At 38.5% G+C, this 26,943-nt stretch carries 22 protein-coding genes; 21 read left to right on the top strand and 1 reads right to left on the bottom strand.

What is annotated here, in order from left to right:
* Positions 1 to 70: 70 nt before the first annotated feature.
* The 13 genes from uvrB (at position 71) to CZ490_RS14065 (ending at position 12,754) form a co-directional block, all read left to right on the top strand.
* Positions 71 to 2,050: an excinuclease ABC subunit UvrB gene (gene uvrB, locus CZ490_RS14125; protein ID WP_077619485.1), complete on the top strand. Its 1,980-nt coding sequence runs from the start codon at positions 71 to 73 to the stop codon at positions 2,048 to 2,050.
* A gap of 7 nt (positions 2,051 to 2,057) precedes the next feature.
* On the top strand, positions 2,058 to 4,931 hold the full coding sequence (gene uvrA, locus CZ490_RS14120) for an excinuclease ABC subunit UvrA (protein ID WP_077619484.1): 2,874 nt from the start codon (positions 2,058 to 2,060) through the stop codon (positions 4,929 to 4,931).
* A gap of 117 nt (positions 4,932 to 5,048) precedes the next feature.
* Positions 5,049 to 5,549 carry a hypothetical protein gene (locus tag CZ490_RS14115; RefSeq protein WP_077619483.1) on the top strand — a complete coding sequence of 167 codons (501 nt, stop codon included), beginning with the start codon at positions 5,049 to 5,051 and terminating at the stop codon, positions 5,547 to 5,549.
* 127 nt (positions 5,550 to 5,676) lie between these two features.
* The gene (locus CZ490_RS14110) at positions 5,677 to 6,057 is read left to right on the top strand and encodes a hypothetical protein (RefSeq protein ID WP_200801587.1); all 381 of its coding nucleotides are present in this window, start codon (positions 5,677 to 5,679) and stop codon (positions 6,055 to 6,057) included.
* Between the two features lie 86 nt (positions 6,058 to 6,143).
* Complete coding sequence (locus CZ490_RS14105) at positions 6,144 to 6,458, top strand: magnetosome magnetite crystal formation protein family (protein ID WP_077619482.1); 315 nt, start codon at positions 6,144 to 6,146, stop codon at positions 6,456 to 6,458.
* A gap of 147 nt (positions 6,459 to 6,605) precedes the next feature.
* A complete protein-coding gene (locus CZ490_RS14100; protein WP_077619481.1) occupies positions 6,606 to 7,706 on the top strand; it encodes a DUF4097 family beta strand repeat-containing protein in 1,101 nt (366 codons plus the stop codon).
* Between the two features lie 168 nt (positions 7,707 to 7,874).
* Positions 7,875 to 8,078 carry a PspC domain-containing protein gene (locus CZ490_RS14095; RefSeq protein ID WP_077619480.1) on the top strand — a complete coding sequence of 68 codons (204 nt, stop codon included), beginning with the start codon at positions 7,875 to 7,877 and terminating at the stop codon, positions 8,076 to 8,078.
* Positions 8,075 to 8,437: a phage holin family protein gene (locus tag CZ490_RS14090; protein ID WP_077619479.1), complete on the top strand. Its 363-nt coding sequence runs from the start codon at positions 8,075 to 8,077 to the stop codon at positions 8,435 to 8,437. Before CZ490_RS14095 ends, CZ490_RS14090 begins: the two co-directional genes overlap by 4 nt.
* A 295-nt stretch (positions 8,438 to 8,732) precedes the next feature.
* Positions 8,733 to 9,668, top strand: a complete 936-nt coding sequence (hprK, locus tag CZ490_RS14085; protein WP_077619478.1) for an HPr(Ser) kinase/phosphatase — start codon at positions 8,733 to 8,735, stop codon at positions 9,666 to 9,668.
* A gap of 109 nt (positions 9,669 to 9,777) precedes the next feature.
* Positions 9,778 to 10,593, top strand: a complete 816-nt coding sequence (lgt, locus tag CZ490_RS14080; protein WP_077619477.1) for a prolipoprotein diacylglyceryl transferase — start codon at positions 9,778 to 9,780, stop codon at positions 10,591 to 10,593.
* A 40-nt stretch (positions 10,594 to 10,633) separates the two neighbouring features.
* A complete protein-coding gene (locus CZ490_RS14075) occupies positions 10,634 to 11,578 on the top strand; it encodes a nucleoside recognition domain-containing protein (RefSeq protein ID WP_077619476.1) in 945 nt (314 codons plus the stop codon).
* Positions 11,568 to 12,215 carry a pyrophosphatase PpaX gene (gene ppaX / locus CZ490_RS14070; RefSeq protein WP_077619475.1) on the top strand — a complete coding sequence of 216 codons (648 nt, stop codon included), beginning with the start codon at positions 11,568 to 11,570 and terminating at the stop codon, positions 12,213 to 12,215. Before CZ490_RS14075 ends, ppaX begins: the two co-directional genes overlap by 11 nt.
* Before the next feature lie 5 nt (positions 12,216 to 12,220).
* A complete protein-coding gene (locus tag CZ490_RS14065; protein WP_234987238.1) occupies positions 12,221 to 12,754 on the top strand; it encodes an acyltransferase in 534 nt (177 codons plus the stop codon).
* A 34-nt stretch (positions 12,755 to 12,788) separates the two neighbouring features.
* On the opposite strand, the gene CZ490_RS14060 is transcribed toward CZ490_RS14065, so the two are convergent.
* Entirely contained in the window at positions 12,789 to 13,799 is a 1,011-nt protein-coding gene (locus CZ490_RS14060) for a DUF3231 family protein (RefSeq protein ID WP_077619473.1), read from the bottom strand.
* 518 nt (positions 13,800 to 14,317) lie between these two features.
* On the opposite strand from CZ490_RS14060, the gene CZ490_RS14055 reads away from it, so the two are divergent.
* From CZ490_RS14055 to CZ490_RS14020, 8 genes are all read left to right on the top strand, one after another.
* A complete protein-coding gene (locus tag CZ490_RS14055; protein ID WP_234987311.1) occupies positions 14,318 to 15,181 on the top strand; it encodes an ABC transporter permease in 864 nt (287 codons plus the stop codon).
* Positions 15,181 to 16,050 carry a carbohydrate ABC transporter permease gene (locus tag CZ490_RS14050; RefSeq protein WP_077619471.1) on the top strand — a complete coding sequence of 290 codons (870 nt, stop codon included), beginning with the start codon at positions 15,181 to 15,183 and terminating at the stop codon, positions 16,048 to 16,050. The genes CZ490_RS14055 and CZ490_RS14050 overlap by 1 nt, the downstream gene beginning before the upstream one ends.
* A gap of 56 nt (positions 16,051 to 16,106) precedes the next feature.
* On the top strand, positions 16,107 to 17,648 hold the full coding sequence (locus CZ490_RS14045) for an extracellular solute-binding protein (RefSeq protein ID WP_077619470.1): 1,542 nt from the start codon (positions 16,107 to 16,109) through the stop codon (positions 17,646 to 17,648).
* A gap of 104 nt (positions 17,649 to 17,752) precedes the next feature.
* A complete protein-coding gene (locus tag CZ490_RS14040) occupies positions 17,753 to 19,069 on the top strand; it encodes a Gfo/Idh/MocA family protein (RefSeq protein WP_077619469.1) in 1,317 nt (438 codons plus the stop codon).
* A gap of 1 nt (position 19,070) precedes the next feature.
* Positions 19,071 to 21,230, top strand: coding sequence for a glycoside hydrolase family 88/105 protein (locus CZ490_RS14035; protein WP_077619468.1), 2,160 nt, complete (start codon positions 19,071 to 19,073; stop codon positions 21,228 to 21,230).
* 64 nt (positions 21,231 to 21,294) lie between these two features.
* Positions 21,295 to 23,586, top strand: coding sequence for an AraC family transcriptional regulator (locus CZ490_RS14030; RefSeq protein ID WP_077619467.1), 2,292 nt, complete (start codon positions 21,295 to 21,297; stop codon positions 23,584 to 23,586).
* Between the two features lie 48 nt (positions 23,587 to 23,634).
* The gene (locus CZ490_RS14025; RefSeq protein WP_077619466.1) at positions 23,635 to 25,689 is read left to right on the top strand and encodes a glycoside hydrolase family 65; all 2,055 of its coding nucleotides are present in this window, start codon (positions 23,635 to 23,637) and stop codon (positions 25,687 to 25,689) included.
* A gap of 66 nt (positions 25,690 to 25,755) precedes the next feature.
* On the top strand, positions 25,756 to 26,892 hold the full coding sequence (locus tag CZ490_RS14020) for a glycoside hydrolase family 88/105 protein (RefSeq protein ID WP_077619465.1): 1,137 nt from the start codon (positions 25,756 to 25,758) through the stop codon (positions 26,890 to 26,892).
* Positions 26,893 to 26,943: the final 51 nt, after the last annotated feature.

Here is a 26,943-nt window from a genome sequence, read left to right as displayed (position 1 = left end):
TTTCTATCGAGAAAAAGACAGTGAAAAGTACCATTTACATAACGCAAAGTGATAGATGGGAGGAAGACATATGAAGGATCAATTCGAACTAGTCTCTAAGTATTCACCTCAAGGTGATCAACCGAGAGCAATCAAGGAACTGGTTGCTGGTATCAAGTCGGGGAAAAAGTATCAAACATTACTAGGTGCAACTGGAACCGGAAAAACATTCACCATTTCAAATGTAATAAAGGAAGTTAATCGACCAACTTTAATTATTGCACATAACAAAACATTAGCTGGTCAGCTATATAGTGAGTTTAAGGAATTCTTTCCGAATAATGCAGTTGAGTATTTTGTCAGCTATTACGACTATTTCCAGCCCGAGGCATATGTCCCTTCTTCAGATACATATATCGAAAAAGATTCAAGTGTAAATGATGAAATTGATAAATTGCGTCACTCCGCAACCTCTTCGCTTTTTGAACGACGTGATGTCATCATTATTGCCAGCGTATCATGCATCTATGGCTTAGGTTCTCCTGAAGAATATAGGGAACTTGTTGTTTCCCTTCGTACTGGCATGGAAATTGAGCGAAATGAACTACTTCGTAAACTTGTTGATGTTCAATATGAACGAAATGATATCGACTTCCGTCGTGGAACATTCCGCGTACGTGGGGATGTTGTGGAAATCTTCCCTGCCTCACGTGATGAGCACTGTCTTCGCGTGGAGTTTTTTGGTGATGAAATTGATCGGATCCGGGAAGTAGATGCCTTAACAGGTGAAATCCTTGGGGAACGTGAACATGTAGCGATTTTCCCGGCATCCCACTTCGTAACTCGTGAAGAGAAAATGCAAATTGCGATTAAAAATATTGAGGCAGAACTAGAAGAACGTTTAGCCGAGTTACGTGAGAATGGGCAATTACTCCAGGCCCAACGTCTAGAACAACGTACCAATTATGACCTTGAAATGATGAGGGAAATGGGCTTTTGTTCAGGGATAGAAAATTATTCACGCCATCTAACCCTACGCCCTTCAGGTTCGACACCATATACTTTACTGGATTATTTTCCTGAAGATCTGTTAATTGTCGTGGATGAGTCACATGTCACGTTGCCGCAAATTAGGGGAATGTTTAATGGTGACCAAGCAAGAAAGCAAGTATTAGTTGATCACGGTTTCCGACTGCCTTCAGCATTAGATAACCGTCCACTGCGATTTGAAGAGTTTGAAAAACACATTAATCAAATCATCAATGTTTCGGCTACACCTGGACCTTATGAAATTGAGCATACAGATAAAATGGTCGAGCAAATCATTCGACCAACCGGGTTACTTGATCCAATCATTGAAGTTCGACCAATTCAGGGGCAAATTGATGATCTATTAGGTGAAATTCAAGACCGTATCAATAAAAATGAACGTGTTCTAATTACAACGTTAACGAAAAAAATGTCTGAGGATTTAACAGATTACCTAAAGGACATTGGTATAAAAGTGACTTATTTACACTCAGAAATTAAAACCCTTGAGCGGATTGAAATCATTCGTGATCTTCGATTGGGCAAACACGACGTGTTAGTTGGTATCAACCTCCTTCGTGAAGGGTTGGATATCCCAGAGGTTTCTCTTGTTGCGATTCTTGACGCTGATAAGGAAGGTTTCTTACGCTCAGAACGCTCACTTATCCAAACAATTGGTCGAGCAGCAAGAAATGCAAATGGTAAGGTTATCCTTTATGCAGATAAGATAACAAATTCAATGGAAATTGCCATAAATGAAACAAAACGACGTCGTGAGATTCAAGAGGAATATAACAAGAAACATGGAATTACCCCTCAGACCATCCAAAAGGATATTCGTGATGTAATCCGTGCGACACAAGCTGCTGAAGATACGGAAAGCTACGAAGCAGCACCTAAATTTACCGGATTATCGAAGAAAGAACGCGATAAGGTGATTGCAGAAATGGAAGCAGAAATGAAAGAAGCAGCAAAGGCACTTAATTTCGAACGAGCAGCTGAGCTACGTGATTTAATTTTGGAGTTAAAAGCGGAAGGATGACTTAAACATGGCATTGGATAAAATCGTCGTCAAAGGCGCGAGGGCACATAATTTAAAAAATATTGATGTTACGATTCCGAGAGATAAATTAGTGGTTGTTACTGGTCTTTCTGGATCAGGAAAGTCCTCACTTGCATTTGATACTATTTATGCTGAAGGGCAACGACGCTATGTCGAGTCCCTCTCTGCATATGCCCGACAATTTTTAGGACAAATGGATAAACCGGATGTTGACTCAATTGAAGGACTTTCTCCAGCAATTTCAATCGACCAGAAAACGACTAGTCGTAATCCAAGATCAACGGTTGGAACAGTTACCGAGGTTTATGATTATTTACGATTATTATACGCGCGTGTTGGTAAACCGGTTTGTCCTAACCATGGGATCGAAATCACTTCACAAACCGTTGAACAAATGGTGGATCGGATTTTAGAATATCCAGATAGGACAAAGTTGCAGGTTTTGGCTCCTATTGTTTCAGGGCGAAAAGGAGCCCATGTGAAGGTCTTAGAGGATATTAAAAAACAAGGCTATGTAAGAATTCGCGTCGACGGAGAAATGCGTGAACTATCGGATGATATAGAGCTTGAGAAAAATAAAAAGCACTCAATAGAAGTGGTCATTGACAGAATCGTAGTAAAAGATGGGGTTTCAGCTAGACTTTCAGACTCCCTTGAAGCAGCACTACGTCTCGGTGAAGGTAAGGTCATTATTGATGTGATTGGAGAAGAGGAGCTCTTGTTTAGTGAACTCCATTCCTGTCCACTATGTGGCTTTTCCATCGGTGAACTTGAGCCACGCATGTTTTCTTTTAATAGTCCATTCGGGGCTTGCCCGGACTGTGATGGCTTAGGAAGTAAGCTTGAGGTTGATCCAGAACTTGTGATTCCAGATTGGGATTTATCTCTTCGAAAGCATGCAATTGCGCCATGGGAGCCAACAAGTTCTCAATATTACCCACAATTATTAGAATCTGTTTGTATTCATTATGGAATTGATATGGACATCCCTGTAAAGGACATTCCAAAGCATTTAATGGATAAAGTTCTTTATGGAAGTGACGGTGAGGAAATTTATTTCTACTATGAAAATGATTTCGGTCAGAAACGAGAAAATTATATTGCTTTCGAAGGTGTCCTACGAAATGTAGAAAGACGATACAAAGAGACGAGCTCTGACTATATCCGTGAACAGATGGAAAAGTACATGGCTGAGAAGGCTTGTCCAAGCTGTAAAGGTCATCGTCTGAAAAAAGAAACATTAGCAGTTTTAATATCTGGTAAACATATATCTAATGTTACAGAATTATCAATAAATGAGGCTTTGGATTTCATTACTAACATTCATTTATCTGACAAAGATATGCAGATAGGTTACCTTATCTTCCAAGAAATTAAAGAGAGACTAGGATTCCTGGTGAATGTTGGGCTTGATTATCTATCACTAAGCCGTGCAGCAGGAACACTATCAGGTGGCGAAGCTCAACGAATTCGACTTGCTACTCAAATTGGATCACGTTTAACTGGTGTCCTCTACATTTTGGACGAGCCATCCATCGGTCTACACCAACGTGACAATGACCGACTCATTGACACACTTAAAACAATGAGAGATGTTGGAAATACACTAATTGTCGTTGAGCATGACGAAGATACCATGCTTGCTGCAGATTACTTAATTGATATTGGGCCAGGTGCTGGTAGTCATGGTGGACAAATTGTCTCAGCGGGAGCGCCAAAAGAAGTAATGGAAGACCCTAATTCATTAACTGGACAATATCTATCAGGTAAAAAGTTTATACCACTTCCATTTGAACGAAAGCAGCCAGATGGACGATTTATAGAAATTATCGGAGCAAATGAAAATAACTTAAAGAACGTATCTGTTAAATTCCCACTGGGCATGTTCATTGCTGTTACAGGAGTTTCCGGTTCGGGAAAAAGTACGTTAGTTAATGAGATTTTACAAAAATCACTAGCACAAAAATTAAATCGCGCTAAAAGCAAACCTGGTGAACACAAAGCAATTAAGGGATTAGAGCATCTAGAAAAGGTCATCAATATCGACCAATCTCCAATTGGAAGAACCCCACGATCAAATCCAGCTACCTACACAGGGGTGTTTGATGATATACGGGATCTCTTTGCTAATACGAACGAAGCAAAAGTAAGAGGGTATAAGAAAGGTCGTTTTAGTTTCAACGTAAAAGGTGGCCGTTGTGAAGCCTGTAAGGGAGATGGAATCATTAAAATTGAAATGCACTTCCTTCCTGATGTCTATGTACCATGTGAGGTATGCCACGGCAAACGATATAACCGAGAAACATTAGAAGTGAAATACAAAGATAAAAACATCTCGGATATCTTAGAAATGACAGTAGAGGAAGGGGTTTCCTTTTTTGAAAACCTTCCAAAAGTAAAACGTAAGCTACAAACCTTATTTGATGTTGGCTTAGGCTATGTTACGTTAGGTCAACCAGCAACAACGCTATCAGGTGGGGAAGCGCAACGTGTAAAACTTGCCTCAGAGTTACACCGTCGCTCCAATGGAAAAACGTTCTATATTCTAGATGAACCGACTACAGGTTTACATGCAGATGACATTTCAAGGTTGCTAAAAGTTCTACAACGACTAGTGGAAAATGGCGATACAGTTCTTGTCATTGAGCATAATCTTGATGTTATTAAATCAGTCGATTACATCGTTGACTTAGGACCAGAGGGCGGAGACAAAGGTGGTACCCTTTTAGGAACAGGTACACCTGAAGAGATAACCAAAATCGAAGCATCCCACACAGGCCGTTACTTAAAACCAGTTCTAGAGCGTGATCGTCAGCGAATGAAAGAATTAATAAAAGAAAAAGAAACCGTATCAAAATAAACGTAGAATCCCGATTTTGTTAAAAGACAAATCGGGATCTTTACTTTTCGAATATATTCGAATAAGGGAAATTATGGTATTCTAGTGTGAGTACTTCTATAAAAATGGGTGATAACCATGAAAGAAAAAGCTCAGAAAAAACTCTTTAGCCTTTGGACAGGAGAATTGTCGGCAGCGATTTTGTTCCCAATCCTATGGATTTTTTACATACCAACATTTGAATGGTCTAATCAGTATCTAACCACTTTTCCACATCTATATGCATTCTGCCTCTTAGAATATATCTTGTTGCAGGGGAGTCTTTATTGGTACTTGAAATGGAGACGTGTAAAGGCAGGGAAGACCTCTGCTTTTACTACTAAACAACTAGGGATATTCCGTTTCTTCAAGATAGGTAATCTAGTTTTACTTGTGATTGGTATACCTGTCCTAGTCTACCAAACTACCTTCTCGAAGGGGCTTTATTGGTATCTATTCTTATTTGGATTTGCCATAATCGAACATATCAATTATTATCACATTCGCCTTTCTTATATGAGTGGAGAGGAAATAAAGGAATTTCTCAAACAAAAAGGCTTTCGTCGTTCAATATTAGCGAGGGAGCTAAAGAGAAAGTGACCAGTTGAACGATTCATCTGGTCTATTTTAATACATATTTACCTCTAAAACGTGTTGCTCGAGAATAAACTATATTAGAGATCGGTAATTCCATAGTAAAAGAATCTTTTAAAAAAGGAGTTCAAAAATGAAAATGGTAATCCGAGTGATTGAGGTTTTGTTGGGTCTAATCTTTTTAGGTGCAGGATTAAATGGTTATGCGGTGTTATTCGGTTTCGAACCATTTGCTCCAACTAGTCCAGCTGCAATGGAGTTTTTAGGAGAAGGCTATCTATTAGCAATCGAAAAAGGCGTTGAAATAATGGCAGGCATTTTATTACTCATTCGTAGATATGTACCACTAACATTAGTTGTATTAGCGAGCTTAATCGTGAATATTTTAGCGTTTCATATATTTGTAGATTCAGATTTATTGATATTGGCTCTTATAGTCACCCTATTTGAAGCGATTTTAGCTTGGCACTACCGTGAAAACTTTAAGGGATTATTAGAAAGTAAGCCCAGATAAACATCTTTTTGTATACTTTTTGAAAAATTCCCTGAAACCATTTAACTATATGATTCGTATATAGAGTTATAAAGGGGAGATGTAGAGTGAATACGGATAAATTGATTGCAGCGTTGTGTTACTTTAGCATTTTCTTTGCAGGGTTTATTTTACCAATTATTGTTTATATTCTTGTACAAAATCCAGCAGTAAAAAAGCATGCTTTGCATGCGTTAATCTCACATATTATTCCATTTGCAACCATCGTTTTTGTGTTAATTCCGTTTTTGTTTATATGGTCGGTAGAAGCATTTGCAGTTGTTATGCTGCTAGTGTTCATCTTGCTAGGGATCATTAACATCGGAATCGTAATTTGGAACATCGTAAAAGGGATTCAAGTATTAGCACAGGAAGACATCTAACGTTATACAGCCATGATAAACGAACTTTAGATGTAGCTTTTTGATTAGTTGAATCAACGAGACTTACAGTGCCACTTCCAATGTCTTTTGTAGCCACCACGTGTGGAAAAGAATCAAACGCAAACATTTGTTAAGGGGGAAATCGTTATGCAAGATGAACAAAAACGAATTTTAAAGTTAGTTGAAGAAGGTAAACTAACGGCTGAGGAAGCAATTGTTCTTATTGAAAAGCTTCATGCAGGAGAGGAGAGCAAGTCCCAAGATCCGGCACAGGAAATCAAGACTGAGCTTTCTACCCAAGTTCAATATGAGGAATCCCAACAGCAGTATCAACATTCATATGAAAGCAAGGGCTCAGCCAAGCACAAATTTATGGATTTTATCGATACAGCGTTGAAAAAGATTAAGGACCTTGATCTTGATTTTAACTTTGGTCAGGCAGTCGATGTGAAGCATATCTTCCAACACAAGGATGTTTATATTACTAAGCTTGATCTTGACGTTTCAAATGGTAGTATCAATATTATTCCTTGGCAAGAGCAGGATGTCCGAGTTGAATGTGAAGCAAAAGTGTATAATATTGAAAACCAAGAACGCGCACGCAAGGCATTTTTAGAGGATGTCCTGTTCTCAATTGAAAATGGTGCACTGCGACTTTCTATTCAGAAGAAACAAATGAAGGTCCATGCTAAGATTTATGTCCCTCAGGAAAACTATGAGTCGATTAAAGCTCGTATGTTTAACGGACCGATAACTGGGGAAAATTTACGTGTAAAGGAATTCCGTGCAAAAACAGCGAATGGAGCTATTACCATTTCAAACTTTGATACAGAATCAGTTGAAATCGAAACTGCAAATGGTCACATTAAAGCAAATGACATCACTAGTAAGGATTTTGAAGCTGAAACTATCAACGGTACAGTTTCAACAACTGGCCGTTTTGAAAAAGTAGATCTTCAAAGCTTTAATGGGAATATCACGTGTGACCTTCAGGGAGACAACTGTCATACTGCCTATGTAAAAACAACGACAGGTAGCGTTGATATGTTCATTTCGAACGACTATCAAGTTGACGGTGAATTAAAATCGAATCTCGGTAACTTTAAGTCTGAGCTGCCAATGATGTCAATTATTGAAGAGAAAAATGAAGTTGTTCAAAAATCACTTCGTTTTAAAGCGAATGAAGAGAAACCACAAAAACTACATCTATTTGCCGAAACGAAAACGGGTTCTATTACGATAAAGTGAAACTTCATTCAGTGGGGGGCTTCATCCCGCACTGAATGTTAGTTGAACCAATTGGGCTTTTACTGGCAGTTTGAGTCGAACTATATATACTATTCAATGCCCTATTAACTTGTAGTGAGGATCATACTGCCAGTTAATGAGGGATAAAACCACTTTGAGGTGTTGATTATGAAAAAGAAATTATATCGCTCCAGCAGTAATCGTATGCTCGGAGGAGTGCTTGGAGGCTTAGCGGATTATACTGGGATTGATGCATCACTTTTGCGTATACTTGCGGTGGTGGGCTTCTTCTTAGGGGTGGGTTCCCTTGGGTTCATCTATCTGGCCTGGATATTTATCGTCCCAAATGAAGGAGATATGCATAGAAAATGAGATGGATTGCTAGTGTAATCGTTAATAGCATCGTGCTAATGGTTGTTGCAGGCTATGTTGATACCTTTCATCTAGAAGGTGTTGCCGCGGCCATTACAGCAAGTGTGATACTTTCCATTTTAAACGTTATTGTAAAACCCATTCTCATTCTCTTAACATTGCCTGTTACGGTTCTATCATTAGGTCTCTTTTTGTTCGTGATTAATGCAATCACTCTAATGTTGACCCAGTCATTAATGGGCGACTCTTTCATCATCGAAGGTTTTGGCACTGCCCTACTAGCTTCGGTTATTATTTCAGTTCTGAATCTATTGATTCAAAAAGTAATCGTTGAACCATTACAAGAGAAAAAGAAATAAACTTGAAATGCCTATCAAATTTGGTAGGCATTTTTTACGAGTTGAAACATGTTTGTTAAGATGTATACATATTCACATCCAATTAAATTTATGGCAAATATCTAGACTTTGAAGCCAGATGGTCAGAAAAGTTTTGGTGTTATATAGAAAAGTGCTAAAATAGGAGAATGAGTTTAAACTTTAGATAGTAGGGTCCACCCCTGTTACATTACTGTTTCTTTTAGACAATAAACCGGGCTTTTTATAATCACAGTAAATATAAATCTACACGATAGACGATCAAGGAGGAACAGATGTGCCAAAAGTTAGCACGAAGGATTTAATTGAGAAGTTTAAATTAGAGTTAATTAGTGGGGAAGAGGGAATCAATCGCCCGATTACAACGAGCGATATATCGAGACCTGGTATTGAGCTTGCAGGATTCTTTAACTACTATCCAGCTGAGCGTATCCAGTTATTAGGAAAGACAGAAATTACTTTCTTTGGAAGACTAACACAGGACGAAAAAGTATACCGTATGGAGAAACTTTGTACGGATATTACCCCTGCAATTATTATTTCTCGTGATATGGAAGTACCACCAGAATTGATTGAGGCTTCAGAACGTGAATCCGTTCCAGTCCTTAAATCAAAGATGAAAACGACAAGATTATCAAGTCGGGTTACAAACTTTTTAGAAAGTAAACTTGCACCGACAACAGCAGTGCATGGAGTTCTTGTTGACATTTATGGTGTAGGAGTACTTATTATTGGTAAAAGTGGTGTTGGTAAGAGTGAAACAGCACTGGAGCTTGTAAAACGTGGACATCGTCTTGTAGCAGATGATTGTGTTGAAATTCGCCAAGAGGATGATGATACCCTGATCGGTAGTTCACCAGAGCTTATTGAGCATCTTCTTGAGATTCGTGGACTTGGTATCATCAATGTGATGACCTTATTTGGTGCGGGAGCTATTCGTAATTTTAAACGAATTACACTTGTCGTAAATCTTGAACTATGGGATCAAACAAAGCAATATGACAGACTTGGTCTTGAAGAAGAAAAAATGAAAATCATTGATACAGAACTTACGAAGTATACGATTCCTGTACGTCCAGGGCGAAATCTCGCTGTTATCATTGAGGTTGCAGCAATGAATTATCGTTTAAAGCGAATGGGGTTAAACGCAGCAGAAGATTTCTCTAATCGTCTCTCAAACGCGATCGAATACAGAGAACACGACGAAATATAACATGTCTCAGAAGCTGTTTTTCTCGGAGATGCCTCCAACGATTTGAGATTCAGCCTTCTAATGACAATAAAGAAGACCTACTATAACTAAATGCAAGGGAGTTGAGAACGTGGATCGTAACATACAACCGTTAGACCCAACATTTTTAGAAATCGGCGCCTTACGAATTCAATGGTATGGACTTATTATCGGATTAGGAACAATGCTTGCTCTTTATCTGGCTATTAAGGAATCAGAGCGTAGGGGTATGCATAAAGATACTTTTATGGACCTTATGTTGTTTGCGGTACCCATTGCGATTATCTCTGCAAGAATTTATTACGTCATTTTTAAATGGGATTATTACTCACAAAATCCTTCTAAAATCATTGCGATTTGGGAGGGGGGCATTGCGATACATGGTGCACTAATTGGTTCGGTTATAACAGCGATTGTATTTGCTCGAGCAAAGGGCTTGTCTTTCTGGAAAATTGCCGATATTGCAGCGCCAAGTATTATTCTTGGCCAGGCGATTGGGCGCTGGGGAAATTTTATGAATCAGGAAGCGCATGGAGGACCCATTGCAGAGGCTCATATTCAAACCTACTATAATCTTTTACCAGACTTTATTATGGACCAAATGTTTATAAAAGGTGTCTACTATCATCCAACATTTTTATATGAATCAGTATGGAGTTTTGTTGGTTTTGTTTTATTGTTACTCCTTCGAAAAGTCAACCTAAGACGAGGAGAAATGTTTCTATCCTATGTCATCTGGTATTCAATTGGACGTCTTTTCGTCGAAGGGTTACGTACAGATAGCTTAATGCTTGGTGATATTCGAGTAGCTCAGTTGATATCCGTTGTATCGATTGTAGGAGCTTTAATCGTACTTGTCTACCGAAGAAAAAAAGGACTTTCAAACGAGCGGTATCTAGAAAAATAAAACACAAATAGGTTAGGTGTTTAAAAAGGAGAGGGGAAACTTGCTAGAAACAATCAAAAGAGGCTTAATAGTAGGGTTAAAAACTACTTGGACATTAGGGAAAGTAATTTTCCCTGTTACGCTCCTTGTTACTTTGCTTCAGCATACACCTGTACTAGATTGGGTGATTAGTTGGATTGCACCTATCATGGGCTGGTTTGGCTTATCAGGTGATGCGGCGATTCCGCTTGTATTAGGAAACTTTTTGAACCTCTATGCAGGAATCGGTGCGATTTTAACACTTGATCTCACCGTGAAAGAAGTATTTATTTTAGCTGTTATGCTATCATTCTCACATAACCTGATAATAGAATCGACTGTGGCAGCGAAGGTCGGATTAAAGATTTGGATCATTGTCCTTGTGAGGCTAGGACTTGCGTTTTTCTCTGCCTTTGTTATTAATCTAGTATGGAACGGCGGTAGTGAACTAGCAAAATATGGTTTTGTATCGACGAATGAGGAAAGTATTACTGGCTGGGGTAGTATTCTTTTAAATGGGATTGAAAAAGCATCATTAGGGATTTTCCAATTGGCAATCATTGTGATTCCACTGATGGTTGTCATTCAAGTATTAAAAGAGCTAAAATGGTTAGATGTCTTTTCAAGATGGATGACACCTATCACAAAAGCGTTAGGTATGAAGGAAAATACGTCAACAACTTTGGCATCAGGTCTTTTATTTGGCTTGGCTTTTGGAGCAGGTGTAATGATTCAGGCTGTTAAAGAGGATAATGTAAGTAAGAAGGATTTGACCTTAGCGTTTATCTTTCTCGTAGCCTGTCACGCAGTTGTTGAGGATACACTTATCTTCATCCCATTAGGGATACCAGTTTTACCGCTCTTGTTAATCCGTGTTATAACAGCAACTGTCTTAACAATGGTTATCGCATTTATTTGGAAGCGCGTCGAGCATAACAATAGAAAGGAACCTATCTATGGCAATTAACACACTACTATTTGATTTAGATGGAACTTTAATTGATACGAACGAACTTATCCTGCAATCTTTTATGCACACGTTTAAAGAATTTTTACCAGAACGTCACTTCACAAGAGAGGAAATTCTACCGTTCAATGGTCCAACGTTGCTTGAATCATTTTCTTCGGTTGATCCTGATCGTGCAGAGGAGATGGTGGCTGTATATCGGAAGTTCAACCATGAAAAGCACGACGAATTAGTCACCGAGTTTCCGGGAGTATTTGAAACGATTAAGACACTTAAAGAAAAAGGCTATAAAATTGGTGTCGTCACAACTAAGCTCAGAAACACGGTCAACATGGGATTGAAATTAACTAAGCTTGATCAGTTTTTTGATGTCGTGGTGACATTGGATGATGTAAAAAAGCCAAAGCCAGATGCTGAACCGGTTATGCTAGCATTGAGACTGCTGAACTCATCACCTGAAGAAGCCATTATGGTTGGCGATAATTATCAGGACATTGTAGCGGGTCAGAATGCAGGGACAAAGACTGCAGGAGTTGCTTGGTCCCATAAAGGTAAAGACTTCTTATTGGAATACAAACCTGATTTTATGCTTGAGAATATGAGTGACCTATTAGATCTAGTTTCAGTTAAGGGATGAAAAAAGTGAAACGACGAACGACAAGATATTTTGTTTCAGGTCCCAATTCGCTTTGGCAACTTTATAAAACCGTATCCTTTTGGAAGGTCGTAAAAAATTTCATTGTCATTCAACTAGCACGTTATACACCCTTTTTTCCGGTGAAAAATTGGCTGTACCGAACGTTCCTTAAAATGAAGGTCGGAGATAAAACTGCGTTCGCACTTATGGTAGTGCCTGATATTATGTTTCCAGAAAAAATAAGTGTTGGGAGCAACACCGTAATCGGTTTTAATACGACCATTCTTGCTCATGAATACTTAATCAAGGAATACCGACTTGGGGACGTTAAAATTGGCAGTGAGGTTATGATTGGCGCCAACTCAACAATTCTACCTGGTGTTGAAATCGGTGACGGTGCGATTGTCTCGGCTGGCACATTGGTACATCGAGACGTTCCAGCAGGAAGCTTTGTTGGTGGTAACCCGATGCAGTTGATTTATACGAAAGAACAAAGAGAACAGCGAGAGAAACAAAGTAAGGATTCTAGTCGAACATAAGGCTAGAATCCTTTTTATGTAGAATAAGCCATATTTAATTTCCATTTTTGATAATTTGAGCTCGGTCTTCCATTTGTGGCGGCTCCTCGAACCATCCGTTTTTTATTTTAATTTCGATTCCCTCTTGGGCATAGAAATATACATCTTTGGCTAGCATAATAGTTTTTGCAGCTAAATCATTTCGCAAACTAAAGAATGCACCTGAGCCGGCACCTACAATGCTAAATCCATTAAGGATGTATATGCAATGCATCATTAGCTTATCTGAAAATGGCGGCACAGTGGAAGTTGTCACAGTCCCTCCAGAGGTGGCGGATAGATGGACATCTGCCTTTCGGAGAATATCTTCCATTACTTTAACTTGTTTTTTTGCAAGTTCCTTCCCTTTTACAAAGTACTTTTTTGCTTCTTTATTTTGTGCACATTGAGCAAAACCAGTAATAAGCTGCATGCCTATATTATTTGATTCAAGATTATGATGAATAATCCCCACTTCAAGGTCATTTAGGGCTCTTTTATCGCCGGTTATCTTAAAACCTTCCATGTATTTTTTACTTTGGATAAATTCCGTCTTCGTTGGCATTGTTACTTTGGGGGGAGGTGAAAGTACCCCTTTATTAATTAAGTAGCAGGTAGTTAATTTATAAATCTTTTGAGTTACTGTTGTGAGTCCCTCATAGACACTCATAATTCGTTTATTGTAGGCCATATTCATACTTAACGTGTACAAGCCCATACTAACTTGCTTTAAGGTACGAATAAATAGCAAATCGAAGTTATTATCGTATAATTTAGGCGCATTTACATTTACATCTTCAGAAGTAAAGCCGACTGGTTTTACCATTCCTTGTTCGGAAAAAATTTGTTCCATTTCGGTTACGTAAAAATCTAATTCCTGCCATAACCCGCCCAATATATTCCTGGCTTGAGGATCATCTGCCTTTTCTATAAAGTATTCCAAGAACCTCATAATAAGGGTCTTTTCTTGGTACGTCTGCCACAGGGATCCGACCTCAGAAACACTAATGGGATTTGTTGCTTTCAATATAATACTACCTCCTTGTCAATGTAACCTCGTAGTTTGTATTATGTTCTCCTTATTGTTTCCAAATTATTGGAAGTAATCATAAGTTCGAGCAATCAATTAATAACCATATTGAAATTGAGTTCCTTAATCCGCCTCTATAATGAACAAACCAATCCTACAAGGAACAAACATATCCTGCAAAACCTATAACAACAACTAAGTAAACGCTTACAAATATTTCTGGTTATTTCTAAAAAAGAAAGCTGTATGAACGATGGTAATCCTACTAAACTTCATTATTTGTCCCGAAATTGTTTATGGAGTGCAAGAATAGATGGTTGTTGGAAAGAAAAAATGATGGATATAATCAAATTGTGAAAATTAAAAAAACAGGAAGAGGAAGGGGGAGTGAGATGGATCAATCTACTGCAAAACAGAAAGGCGATTCAAACTTGCAGTTGAATACAAACACGGGTGTACTTATTAAGAAGAAAAGTTTACTGAATTTATACTTACATAATATTAAAAAGAACTGGATGCTTTATGTAATGATTATTCCAGGGATTTTATATTACATCATTTTTAAGTACGTACCATTGTTTGGAAGTGTAATCGCGTTTCAGGATTATCAAATATTTAAAGGAATACTTGCCAGTCCGTGGGTAGGATTAGAGAACTTTAAATATATCTTTTCCTATCAAGACTTTTATCAAGTTCTAAGAAATACAGTTCTCATTGCTTTTTATCAGCTTATTTTTGGTTTCCCTGCACCTATCATACTAGCTTTGTTGTTTAATGAGATCCGACTTATGTTTTTTAAAAGGACGATACAAAGCTTATTTTACCTTCCCCATTTTTTATCCTGGGTTGTTGTTGGGGGTATCGTATTTGAATTATTGGCATCACAAGGAATAGTCAATGCGATACGTGGTTTATTTGGAGCAGATCCGATATTGTTTATGCAAGAAGAAGGCTATTTCCGAACGATTGTTGTAGTTTCAGGAATATGGAAAGGTGTAGGTTGGGGGACAATCATTTATCTAGCTGCGATAACAGCAATTAATCCTAGCTTATATGAGGCTGCTGTTATTGATGGTGCTAACCGATGGAAACAAATTAGGTATATAACATTACCGATGTTATACCCAACCATCTTAGTGTTGTTTTTATTAAATATAGGTAACTTTTTAGAGTTAGGGTTTGATCAAATCTTTAACCTACTAACTCCAATGACCTATTCCGTAGGGGACATCATTGAGACCTATGTTTACCGTGCAGGGGTACTTCAAGGCCAATTTAGTGTAACAACTGCTATTGGGTTATTCCAATCAATTGTAGGTTTCATGTTACTTTGGATCTTTAATAGGTTAGCTAGAAAATCTGAACAGGGGTTATGGTAATGAAAAGATCATGGGGAGAAAAGTGTTTTCAAGTTTTTAACTATATATTTCTTACTGTTGTTGCAGCCACAATGATCCTCCCGTTGCTTCAGCTACTGGCTGTTTCGTTTAGTTCACCTATTGCTGCTGAGTCAAAGGAAGTGTTTCTGTTTCCTGTCGAATTTACCTTAGGGACTTGGGAACACATTCTTCAGAATGAAGTGCTGTGGAGATCCTTTGGAATCACCGTTTTTGTTGCAGTTGTTGGTACATTTTTAAGTATGTTGTTCACTGTTTTAACTGCCTTTCCGTTATCAAGAAAAGAATTTATGATGAAAAGGCCGATTATGCTTGCTATTGTCATTACGATGATTTTTAATGCACCGATGATTCCATATTTTCTAACCGTTAGAGAGTTAGGGTTGATGGATTCTATCTGGGCGCTGATTATCCCTGGATTAATTAGTACTTTTAATATGATTATCGTAAGGACATTTTTTATGGGAATACCGAGTGATCTAGATGATGCAGCAAAAATAGATGGTTGTAATGACTTTCGCTTATTGTTTCAGATCTATTTACCACTGTCGAAACCGGTACTCGCCACAATTGGATTATTCTATGCAGTTGGTTACTGGAATACGTTTACAGCTGCTGTACTATTCTTACGTGATCAAACATTATGGCCATTACAAATGAGATTACGTGGTTACTTTATTTCGCCAGAAGCCCTGGCTGAAGTGAATTTAATTACAGGAGATTATGATTTTAATACGATTACTTTGAAAGCGGCTACAATTATATTTGCTACGGTACCAATCGTATTAGTTTACCCTTACTTACAGAAGTACTTTGTTAAGGGTGCTGTCTTAGGATCGCTTAAGGAATAAGAGGTATTACTGTAAAAGGTTTGTCTATTACTACTTAAAATAAAGGGGGATTTTGAATGTTAAGCAATAAGAGAAAATCAGTAATAAGTCTACTGTTTGTTCTGATACTAGTGCTGGGTACGCTTGCTGCGTGTACAAGTAAAAAGGAAGTTGATAGTTCGTCTCCTGACGATTCTTCATCAGATGAAATAGCTAACGTAAAGGTATTTAAAAGTCATCTATCAAAGGGAGTTCTTCCTGGACCTGAGGATCCACATGTTCAAACGGTATTGGAAGCAACAGGTGTACAATACGAACTAATGTCTACTCCTGCGGGAGCAGATCCAGTTGAATACCTTAATTTAATGTTTGCGTCTGAAGACTATCCTGACATTTTCCGACCAATTGGCGGGTTTGACCAAACGTTGATTAACCAAGGTGCTGCGTTAGCTCTTGATGATTTACTTCCGAAGTATGCTCCAAATGTGTGGGAAAGCATACCGAAAGAAGCATGGGATGTGGTACGTTCGGCAACTCCAGACGGTAAAATTTACTATGTGCCAAAAGTTTATCTAGTACCAGAAAGAGCGGCTTTAATTCGTCAGGATTGGCTTGAAGCAGTCGGTATGGAAATGCCAGAAACAGTCGAAGAGTATAAAGAGTTATTAATTGCATTTCGTGATCAAGATCCAAATGGAAATGGAAAGCAAGATGAACTACCCACATCAGGAAGAGAATTTGGAAAATGGATGGACCATCTATTTGCTATGTATGGTGTAGCCATGTGGGAAGGTGTTCCAGAATGGGATATCTACGATGGGGAGATCCAATATGCTGGAGTCACTGAAAATATGAAGGCAGCCATTACATTCATCCGTGAATTATATGAGGAAAAACTATTAGACAATGAAACTTTCTTAAATAAAGGTGATGTTTGGACAGCAAAAATTAACACAAATCTAGTAGGAAGCTGGTATCACCTACCTGCTAACTTAAAAGATCGTCATAATGCAATGCTTGAAGGTGCACCAGATGCATATGTGGCTGGTATGCCTCTGCCTAAAGCTGATGGATTTGACGGGTATATTACTCAAAAGAGTATGGGAGAACCAGAATGGATGATCCCGGCTGCATCTGAAGAGAAGGCTGCTGCTGCCTTAAAGTTATTAGACTTCTTCTATGATCCAGCAAATGAGGAATTTATTAGATATGGTATTGAGGGTGCACAGCATGAAGTAGTAGATGGTAAGAAGGTATTACTCGCTCCAACAGATGAAACACCTATCGCCTTAGGTATGAAAAACCTAACGACGAAAGAGGACATGGATGTCCGTATTGAAGAAACAATGGAGGAATACCAAAAACAAATGGTAAGAGACATCTTTGAAGTGAGTACAGCAGATGCACGTAGAATTGCTGGAGATGGGCTACCTTCAACTGTTTATAAAGGATTTCCAGACATTCAATCACATAAGCTGTTCCAGGAATATCTAACCAAAATTGTTATCGGTGAATGGCCGATTGAAAAGTTTGATGAATTTGTAGATAAATGGTACCAAGCTGGTGGAGAACAAGTAACTAAAAATGTTCAAGACTGGTATGAGAGAGTAAATAATTAATTTAGGTATCTAGGATATTGATTTTGTTGCTCAAAAATCTAATTTTTGAGCAACACTTGTTTTTATACAATTCACCTACCAGAAACTTGAAAGGAATGACAGTTATGAAAAAAAGATATGCGATTTGTGGCGTAAGCGGAAGAGCGCTTGGTATGTTTGCTGCTCCAATTACGACAACATTTTCTCAAACCTGTGAGATTGTCAGTTTATTAGATCGTGATAGTAAGCGTTTCGAATTATTTCAAACAAGGTTCCCTAATGAAACTGGCGTAAAAATGTACGGAGAACATGATTTTGAACAAATGGTTGCTGAAACGAAGCCTGATGTCATTATCGTTGCAGGTCGTGATGATAGTCACGCCAAATATATTATTGCAGCATTAAATCATGATTTAGATGTAATAACTGAAAAGCCGATGGTCACAACAGGTGAGGATTGTAGAAGAGTATTAGATGCTGAACAAGCCAGTAAAGGAAAAGTCACAGTTACCTTTAACTACAGATATTCACCTATACATACAAAGATTAAAGAAATCATTCGTGAGGGTAAGATTGGTAGAGTAACTTCTATTGATTTGAATTGGTATTTAGATACGCATCACGGCTCTAGCTATTTTAAGCGCTGGAACAGAGTGAGGGAATTTTCCGGAGGTCTATCGATTCATAAAAGTACTCACCACTTTGACTTGGTTAATTGGTGGATTGATCAAAAACCAGTCGAGGTCTTTGCGTATGGAGCACTGAATTATTATGGACCTGAAGGTGAGTTGAATCCGAAGAAAGAAGATGGAAGACATTGTGAAACATGTAGCTATACCCAGGATTGTACCTATTATTCTAGATGGAATTCAAGAAGAGAGCAGCTTCAAGTTCCTGATGACCATCTCGGCTCTTTAAGAGGCGAAGGGAATAAATACCCGTATACGGAATACCGTCCAGACCAATGTATTTTTGATTCGGAAATTAATATAGAGGATACCTATTCAGCAACGGTTAAATACAGTGGAGGAGCACTGCTTAGCTACTCTGTTAACTTTTCTCTGCCATATGAAGGCTATCGTTTAGCCATTAATGGAACAAAAGGAAGACTTGAAACCATCGAGTATCATGCGAAAGGACGCATTCCATTCCCTACTCCAGTGCAAACCATTGATTATTTTCCTTTATTCGGGTCAAAAGAAACAATCCATGTTGTCCATCGAGAAGGAGGTCATGGGGGAGGAGATCCAATTCTACTAGATGACTTATTCTTAGGGGAGGATCATACAAGACCATATAAAATCTTGTCTGGAGCTACTGATGGAGCGTATTCTGTTGCGACTGGTGAGGCTGTTTGGAAATCTGTAAAAGAACACCGGCCCATTTCAATTGATGAGGTACTTAAACAGAATGAGTACGTATCTAGCGGGAAGGTGAACTAGAATGAAAGAGTCTATCTATTTTTCAAAAGAAGACGGCATCGCTGATTATCAAGGTATAAAAGATGCACTTCTGACAGTAGCGCAACGCTATATTGGTGCTAATCCAACTAAACCTCCAGTGTATCGGATAACAAGAGATAGTTTAATTAAGAAAGACCAATATCATCGATATAAGTTTCCAGTCTTGAAGATGTTTCCTGATATTAAAGATGGTCAAAGAGTCTATGCTTGGGCAAAACTGTGGGCTGAAGAAAAACATTCCTTTGTTTTTCTTCTCAACTGCTTAGGTCCTGTTCGATTGTTTCATAATGGGATTAAGAAGTTTGGCTCTAGTCTTGAAGAAGAAGCAAATGATATAAAACTTAAATTGGATTTAGAAGAGGGATGGAATCATATTGTAATCGAAATTGAAAAGGGTGCACAAGGATGTGGCGCTATATTTGGTACATCAAGACACAAAAATTTTCCCTATCATTTTTTAGCCCCATCTTATGACCGGGACGGAGAAGAGGGATGGATATACACTGAACCTACGGAGGAAAACCTTACTCTCATTCCCTCTGTATCTTGTGAGGAAGCACAAACAGGCTACAAATGGCTTCCTAAAATTGCACAAATAGAGGAGCACGATAACCAACTCGCCACAATCTATGGATTAAAAAAAGGGTATGCAGCTTATGCTTGGACAAAAATAGTAAACCACTCCTTAGAATCAATAAACCTAAGTGGCAAAACAAATGGCCCAATACAACTTTTTCTAAATGATATAGAGCTAGTACGAAAAGAAGAAAATGGGGAGTTTGAAATTAACATTGACCTACCAGTTGGCAATCATGATCTGGTGGTTAGAAGTGCCTGCGGAGATGAGGACTGGGGCTTTAGTATAAAATGCAACTCGAATACCGCAACGATTCAAATTCCACATGGGGTAAAGGGAAGTCAAGATGATTGGCTCTATCTAGGTCCGTTTTCGAACGAAGAAAAGGTTGTAATTTCTGACTATATGTCACTAGATACAGTAGCAACAAACAAAGACTATGACACATTTTTTTGGTGTACGAACAAAGGAGCAAATGTAAGAGCATTTCTAGAAAACCCGTTATTTGGAAAATGGAACTATCCTTTAGGTGTAACGATGTATGGGTTAATCGAAATGGCAAAGGAATTTTCCAGACCTGAAATCATTGATTATGTTTGCAAGCATGTTGAATTTGCTACCTCAAGATATGAATATTCGATTTGGGATCAAAAACAATACGGTGCAGCAGGGATAAATAATCAACTTTCATATATTGATAGTCTTGATGATTGCGGTTCATTTGGTGCCCTTATGTTACTAACAGCAAAAGAGTATTCTATAAAAGGTTCTCACAAAATTGCGGAAACAATAGCAGATTATATCATGAATAAGCAGAGCCGTTTAGAAGATGGTGCCCTTTACAGAAAAGTCGGTGTTTCAGAGAGCATGCACAATACAATGTGGTGTGATGATATGTACATGAGCGTTCCATTTTTATGCCGTTATGCTAAGTATAGCGGTGATCGCACGTATGTAGATGAGGCTGCTAGACAACTTCTGCTTTATAAAAGCTATCTTTATATGGAAGAAATTCAACTCATGTCACATGTGTATCATGTTTTAAAAGAAAAGCCTACATTAACAACTTGGGGACGAGGCAATGGCTGGGTACTGTTCTCATTAACAGAGTTGTTGAAGGTACTTCCATCTGACCATGAGTACTATCAGGGTATACTTACGTTCTATCGTCAACTTGCCGAGGGATGCTTAAAGGTTCAAGGTCAAAATGGTCTGTGGCATCAAGTATTAATTGATTCAGAATCCTATGAGGAGTCGTCTTGTACATCAATGTTCATCTATGCCTTTGCAAACGGGGTTCGATATGGCTGGATTGAAAATCCATCAAAGTATATACAAGCGGTTATGGCTGGATGGAAGGGTCTAACAGAGAGGGCTATTGATAAACATGGAAATCTTTATGGGGTATGCCAAGGATCTAGTTACTCCTTTTCTAATTTCTATTATAAGCATGAACTACCTTGGAAGCTAAATGATACACATGGAATCGGAATTGTTCTATTAGCAGGAACTGAAACGAGGAGAATGCTAGAGGCTTTAAATGGTAATAAAGATTGTGAATAGTTAGAAATATTCATTCGGAATCAGTGGATATATAGTATAATGCGAAAAAAGGAGGTTATAATAGGTGCTCCAGACTTTCCAAAAATGGCTCAAATATCCACTTCGAAAAACAGAGACGAGATTGATTTTATTTTTAACCATTGCTGTGTTTTTTGTAATTCTGATAGTCAGTATTACATCTTACCAAACGTCCAAGTCAGTACTGCAGGAGGAATTGAACGAACCTCAACAACAAATGCTGCAGGTTAGTATGAATGTCATTGAACAGCATATTAGTGACAGCGATAATGTTGCGATTATGTTAGCGTTGAATCCTAGTATTAATCGATTTTTAAATAGTGATATTCAGAATTCCTACAACGATATTACTGAAATTTATCAGCTACTGTCTACCTTTATCAATAGCTCATCCTTCATCAATAGTATCTACATATATGATATTGAACATGATAGTTTTGTGTCGATGCCCCAAGGCTTTAGCTCACGTAAATCAACTTTTTATGATTCGAAATGGGTGGATGTAGCTGATGAGTTCGGCGATGAAATGATGTTGGTGAAGAAAAGAAAGGTTCATAACGGCAAAGCATCAAATCGTTCAGAAGTAACCTTGTTTAGAAAAATCATGAATCAAGGTGAGCTTAAAGGGATTATCGCGATTAATCTGGGTTATCACCATCTGTTTGAACCATTTCATTCACCGAGTATGGCTAATTTAAGTAGCTCGAAACTGATTATTGATCAGAATAATGACCTAGTATACTCTACTTCAGTTTCTTCTAGTGAAAAGCTAGATACAAATGAGGTAATAGAAGCTGTTATTCAACTGGATGAAAATCATTTGGGTGATATCACATATAACGGTAAACAATATTTAGTCAGCCAGAATATTTCTCCACTAACTGGTTGGAAATATATTTCCCTTGTTCCTCAAGATAGTTTACTAGCTAAGTCTAAAAAGGTGGGTAATGTAGTTCTCCTTGTTTCAATCTTTGCTTTATTAGTTAGCGGAGTAGCAATTTTCTATATTAATAGTATAGCGTTCAGGCCAATACGAAGAATGAAAGAGCTGTTTAATATGGGGAATAGAGACATGGACAAGGATCATCAGGATCTATTACATTTGGAAACACTGGCTGGAGAACTTTTAAGTGATTATGCGCAATTGTCATATAAGATTCGAAGAGTTAGATCGGAAGCATCTGCAAAGTTTTTTAGCGATATTTATCATAAAAACATAACAAATATAAAAGAAATAAGAGAAAAGTGTAAAGGGTATTTTCAAGATTCATCACATCCTACTTATAAAGTTGCAATCATTTCTATTGATCATTTCTATCATTGGACAAACAAATACCCTAGCTGTGACCACTCGCTGTTAAAGTTTGCATTAACCAATATTCTAACTGAATCTCTAGCGTTGGCTTCCCAAACCGACTGCGTTGATCTAGGTAAAGACAAATTGATGATTGTCTTGAAGGCAGAACGAAAAGAAACACTTTTCGAAGACAAAATAGAGGAAGCGCTTTCTACAATCTCTTCATTACTTGAGTTCAGTATCTCCGTTGGAGTCTCTGATACGAAATCAGACTTTGGGAAAATCGTAGATGCTATCGTAGAAGCTGAAACAGCATTAGGACAAAGATTATTCTTGGGGTATGGGAGCTTACTAAAATATGAGGATATCTCGCACCAGCAGAAAAAGAAGCTAGCAATCAATGACAAAGTTTTAGACCAATTATCAGAGGCAATTAATACAGGTGATAGCATCCGGGCAAACAACTTGATTGACCAAATCATTGAAGAGATTAGGAATAGTTGTTTGATGCCAGAAAGAGCATTCATCATTATTAACAGGATAGGAGATCGATCCTTACGCCTAGGTGATGATGAGGCAAAAAGAAAAGAGAGAGAATTCTTTAATCAACTTCACACCATGTATATTGATGATATTGCAGATTTCCTAATAGAACAAGCAGAACATAAGATTCAGGAAATCCAGGCTCTTGAAACAAGTAAGGAATCAATTTTAATTCAAAAAATGATTGAATATATGAAAGCACACATAGATGAACCAATTGGTATTACGGAAATTGTCGATTCAATTGGTATTAGCGTGAGTTTAGCCAGCTCCATTTTTAAGAAAGAGATGAACGAAACGATTTATGGGTATTTTACGAATTTAAGAATGAAGCTTGCTGCAGATTTATTAGTAAATACAGAAGAGAAGATTTCTGATATCGCAATAAAGGTTGGGTATCAGCATGAAAATAGCTTTATTCGGGCATTTCGTAAGTGTAATAATATTACACCAGGTAAATATAGAGAGCTTTATAAAGGAAAAAAGGAAGTTATGTAACAATAGAGTTTCTAAAGATGAGATTTTCAACCTTATTGGAGGATAAATATGTTAAATAGAAGGCAAATTGTTGACAGGAATCATCCGGTTATTAACAAGGTAGAGCCACTTGCTCCATTGTCAATTGGAAACAGAGAGTTTGGATTTAGCTGTGACTTTACGGGGTTACAAACCTTTCCGGAAGCATACGAAACACCGCTTGGGACTCAATCAAATTGGGGTTGGCATTACACTGGTGAACCGAACCTTTATTCAGAAAAAGATATTGTCTATCAACAGTATGAAACGTATGGGAGACAGGTAAATTATCCAATGAAGCCTGATGGAAAAGATGAAGCCTATCACTGGTTGCGACAAAATCCTCACAGATTGCAGCTAGGCAGGGTTTCATTCCGTTTTTTATCTGAAAGTGGTCAGGTTATACAGGCTGCTGAAATTACAGATATTCACCAAAAGCTTAATTTATGGACTGGGGTTGTTGAAAGTGAATTTTGTGTGGGCGGGTCACCGGTCACAGTAAGGACAGCGTGCCATTCGAGGGTTGATACGGTAGCTGTACGCGTCACTTCACCATTAGTAAAGGAGAACCGAGTTCAGGTGTTTATAAAATTTCCAGCACCTGATATTACGCATAATAGTTGGGCAAAAGCTACACACCCAGACTGGATCCATGATGAAAGGCATCAAACAAACTATGATTCTATCTCGGAAAAGGCAGGTTTGTTGACACGTACGATGGATCAAGATCACTATTTTGTCAGATGGGATTGGAGCAATGGTGTAGTTGAACAAACAGCTACACATGAGTATACCCTTAAAACCGACGGAGGTATGGACAGTTTAGATTGTACCATAGCATTTGCTCCAGAAATCCCAACAGAAATGACGACGGATGAGGTTTTTGAAGCAAGTTCTTCTTTTTGGGAGACGTACTGGCAGAAAGGCGCGGCAATCGACTTTTCGGAGAGTACAGACCCACGTGCATCCGAATTGGAACGGAGAGTTGTTTTGTCTCAATACCTAACAGCGATTCATAGTGGTGGTTCGTTACCTCCTCAAGAAACCGGCTATATGTATAATAGTTGGTTCGGAAAATTTCATTTAGAGATGCACTGGTGGCATAGTGCGCATTTTCCAATATGGGGGAGAGAGGAATTTTTAAAGAACAGCCTTAATTGGTATCTATCCATCTTGCCACAAGCAAGGGAGCTTGCTGAGTTACAAGGTTATGCTGGAGTTAGATGGCCAAAGATGGTCGGTATTGATGGGAAACAAAGTCCTTCCCCTGTCGCTCCGGGGTTGATATGGCAACAACCACACCCAATGGTACTGGCCGAAATGTGTTATCAGGTACAACCGAGCGCCTCCTTTTTAGAACAATTTCAATCGATTGTGTTTGAGGCAGCAGACTTTATGGTCTCTTATGCTCATTTGGACGAAGAAACGGGTGAATACGTACTAGGTCCGCCACTTATACCAGCGCAGGAGTGTCATTATATTACGGAAAGCAAAAACCCTCCTTATGAGCTTGAATATTGGAAGTACGGGCTTGAGATAGCAGTGAAGTGGGCTAAAAGGCTAAATCTGCCAGCAAATCCTTTATGGGAAAAGGTTGCAAATTCAATGGCAACACCGAAACACGAAGATGGCGTTTATCTAGCCCATGAGAATTGTCATAATACATTTACAGAAAAAAATCATGACCATCCTTCAATGCTTGGTGCCCTAGGGATATTACCTGGAACATTAGTGGAACGAGATATTATGAGGAATACATTAAATAAGGTAAAGGAAGTTTGGGATTGGGAGTCTGCATGGGGCTGGGATTTTCCAATGTGTGCGATGACAGCTGCTAGATTAGGAGAACGCGAATTGGCGATAGACTTCCTGATGATGAATGCCACTAAAAATACGTATTTAGTAAACGGACATAATTATCAGAGACCAGGATTAACGGCTTACTTGCCAGGCAACGGAGGGCTTTTAACAGCTGTTGCGATGATGGTTTGTGGATGGAAAGATGGCTCAGACAATCAGTGTCCTGGATTCCCCCAGGATGGTTCATGGAAAGTGAAATGGGAAGGTCTATATCCTTTATTGTAAGGCCAAAGTGAAGAAACCAATAAACAGAACTTAGTTAGAAGAGTAATCTGTAAAGGAGATGAACAGGTGCAATCAACCCAGTGGTCAATCAAAATAGCAGAAACAATTCTATCAAATTGTGAAAACGGATACCATCCGAAAATAGCAAATAAATGGGGCTATGTTGCAGGAATGACATTAAAGGCTTTTGACTTCCTTTCTGATTGGAGTGGCATTGGAAAATACCATGAAATAGTTAAAAAGCATATGGACTTATTCATTCATGAAAATGGAGCGATAAAGGATTATACCATCGAGGAATATAATTTAGATCATATTAATAAAGGAAAAAACTTATTTTTACTCTGGGAACAGAGTGGTGACGAGAAATATGAGAAGGCCATCGGACAGCTAGTTACGCAGCTTAAAGGACAGCCAAGAACTAGCGAAGGCGGTTACTGGCATAAAAAGATTTATCCTTTTCAGATGTGGCTTGATGGGGTGTATATGTCTTCTCCATTCTTGGCTCAATACGCTAAGAGCTTTCATGCAGCAGAGGGATTTGATGAGGTGGCAAGACAAATCTTATTAATTGAGGAAAAAACGCGTAACCCACAAACCGGACTTTTGCATCATGCCTGGGATGAAAGTCGGGAACAACGTTGGTGTGATAAAGAAACAGGGCGTTCTTTTCATGTTTGGGGTCGTGGTATGGGCTGGTATTCGATGGCAATTGTAGATTCCCTCGAGCATTTTCCTGTTGATCACCCAAAGCGTGGTCAGATTATGGGGATTTTCGAGAGAATGGCTCACGCGATTATACATGTCCAAGATCAAAACAGTGGCCTCTGGTATCAACTGATGGACCAAAATGGACGTAACCAAAATTACCTTGAAGCATCAGGATCCTGTATGCTCACATATGCATTAGCAAAAGGAATACGTTTAGGCTATTTATCTGGAATTAATCCGGAGGTGGTTTTTAAATCCTATGAAGGAATTCATAAGCATTTCGTGACTGAAGATGAAAAGGGTGTTCATCTCCACCATATCTGTAAAGGTGCAGGTCTGGGAGGTGCTAAGTACCGAGATGGTTCATACGACTATTATATGAGCGAGGAAATTGTTAGCGATGATTTAATGGGAGTAGCGCCATTTTTACTTGCGAGTATTGAGATGGAGAAATTGGCGAAAGCCAGGAATGTTGAATTAGTAGAAGTGTAAGAACAAATACATGAAAAGGAAAGGGCTGTCACAATACAAACGGGACAGTCC

The sequence above is a fragment of the Litchfieldia sinesaloumensis genome (genome assembly GCF_900156865.1).
Classification (GTDB): domain Bacteria; phylum Bacillota; class Bacilli; order Bacillales; family Bacillaceae_L; genus Ferdinandcohnia; species Ferdinandcohnia sinesaloumensis.
The sequence above is the reverse complement of the archived record's forward strand: the minus strand, read 5'-3'. Positions and strand labels throughout refer to the sequence as shown.

What these genes read in the sequence shown, in the direction of transcription:
- uvrB (WP_077619485.1), top strand. Translation starts at nt 71, where the DNA reads ATGAAGGATCAATTCGAACTAGTCTCTAAGTATTCACCTCAAGGTGAT.
- uvrA (WP_077619484.1), top strand. Translation starts at nt 2,058, where the DNA reads ATGGCATTGGATAAAATCGTCGTCAAAGGCGCGAGGGCACATAATTTA.
- CZ490_RS14115 (WP_077619483.1), top strand. Translation starts at nt 5,049, where the DNA reads ATGAAAGAAAAAGCTCAGAAAAAACTCTTTAGCCTTTGGACAGGAGAA.
- CZ490_RS14110 (WP_200801587.1), top strand. Translation starts at nt 5,677, where the DNA reads ATGAAAATGGTAATCCGAGTGATTGAGGTTTTGTTGGGTCTAATCTTT.
- CZ490_RS14100 (WP_077619481.1), top strand. Translation starts at nt 6,606, where the DNA reads ATGCAAGATGAACAAAAACGAATTTTAAAGTTAGTTGAAGAAGGTAAA.
- CZ490_RS14095 (WP_077619480.1), top strand. Translation starts at nt 7,875, where the DNA reads ATGAAAAAGAAATTATATCGCTCCAGCAGTAATCGTATGCTCGGAGGA.
- CZ490_RS14090 (WP_077619479.1), top strand. Translation starts at nt 8,075, where the DNA reads ATGAGATGGATTGCTAGTGTAATCGTTAATAGCATCGTGCTAATGGTT.
- ppaX (WP_077619475.1), top strand. Translation starts at nt 11,568, where the DNA reads ATGGCAATTAACACACTACTATTTGATTTAGATGGAACTTTAATTGAT.
- CZ490_RS14055 (WP_234987311.1), top strand. Translation starts at nt 14,318, where the DNA reads ATGCTTTATGTAATGATTATTCCAGGGATTTTATATTACATCATTTTT.
- CZ490_RS14050 (WP_077619471.1), top strand. Translation starts at nt 15,181, where the DNA reads ATGAAAAGATCATGGGGAGAAAAGTGTTTTCAAGTTTTTAACTATATA.
- CZ490_RS14045 (WP_077619470.1), top strand. Translation starts at nt 16,107, where the DNA reads ATGTTAAGCAATAAGAGAAAATCAGTAATAAGTCTACTGTTTGTTCTG.
- CZ490_RS14040 (WP_077619469.1), top strand. Translation starts at nt 17,753, where the DNA reads ATGAAAAAAAGATATGCGATTTGTGGCGTAAGCGGAAGAGCGCTTGGT.
- CZ490_RS14035 (WP_077619468.1), top strand. Translation starts at nt 19,071, where the DNA reads ATGAAAGAGTCTATCTATTTTTCAAAAGAAGACGGCATCGCTGATTAT.
- CZ490_RS14025 (WP_077619466.1), top strand. Translation starts at nt 23,635, where the DNA reads ATGTTAAATAGAAGGCAAATTGTTGACAGGAATCATCCGGTTATTAAC.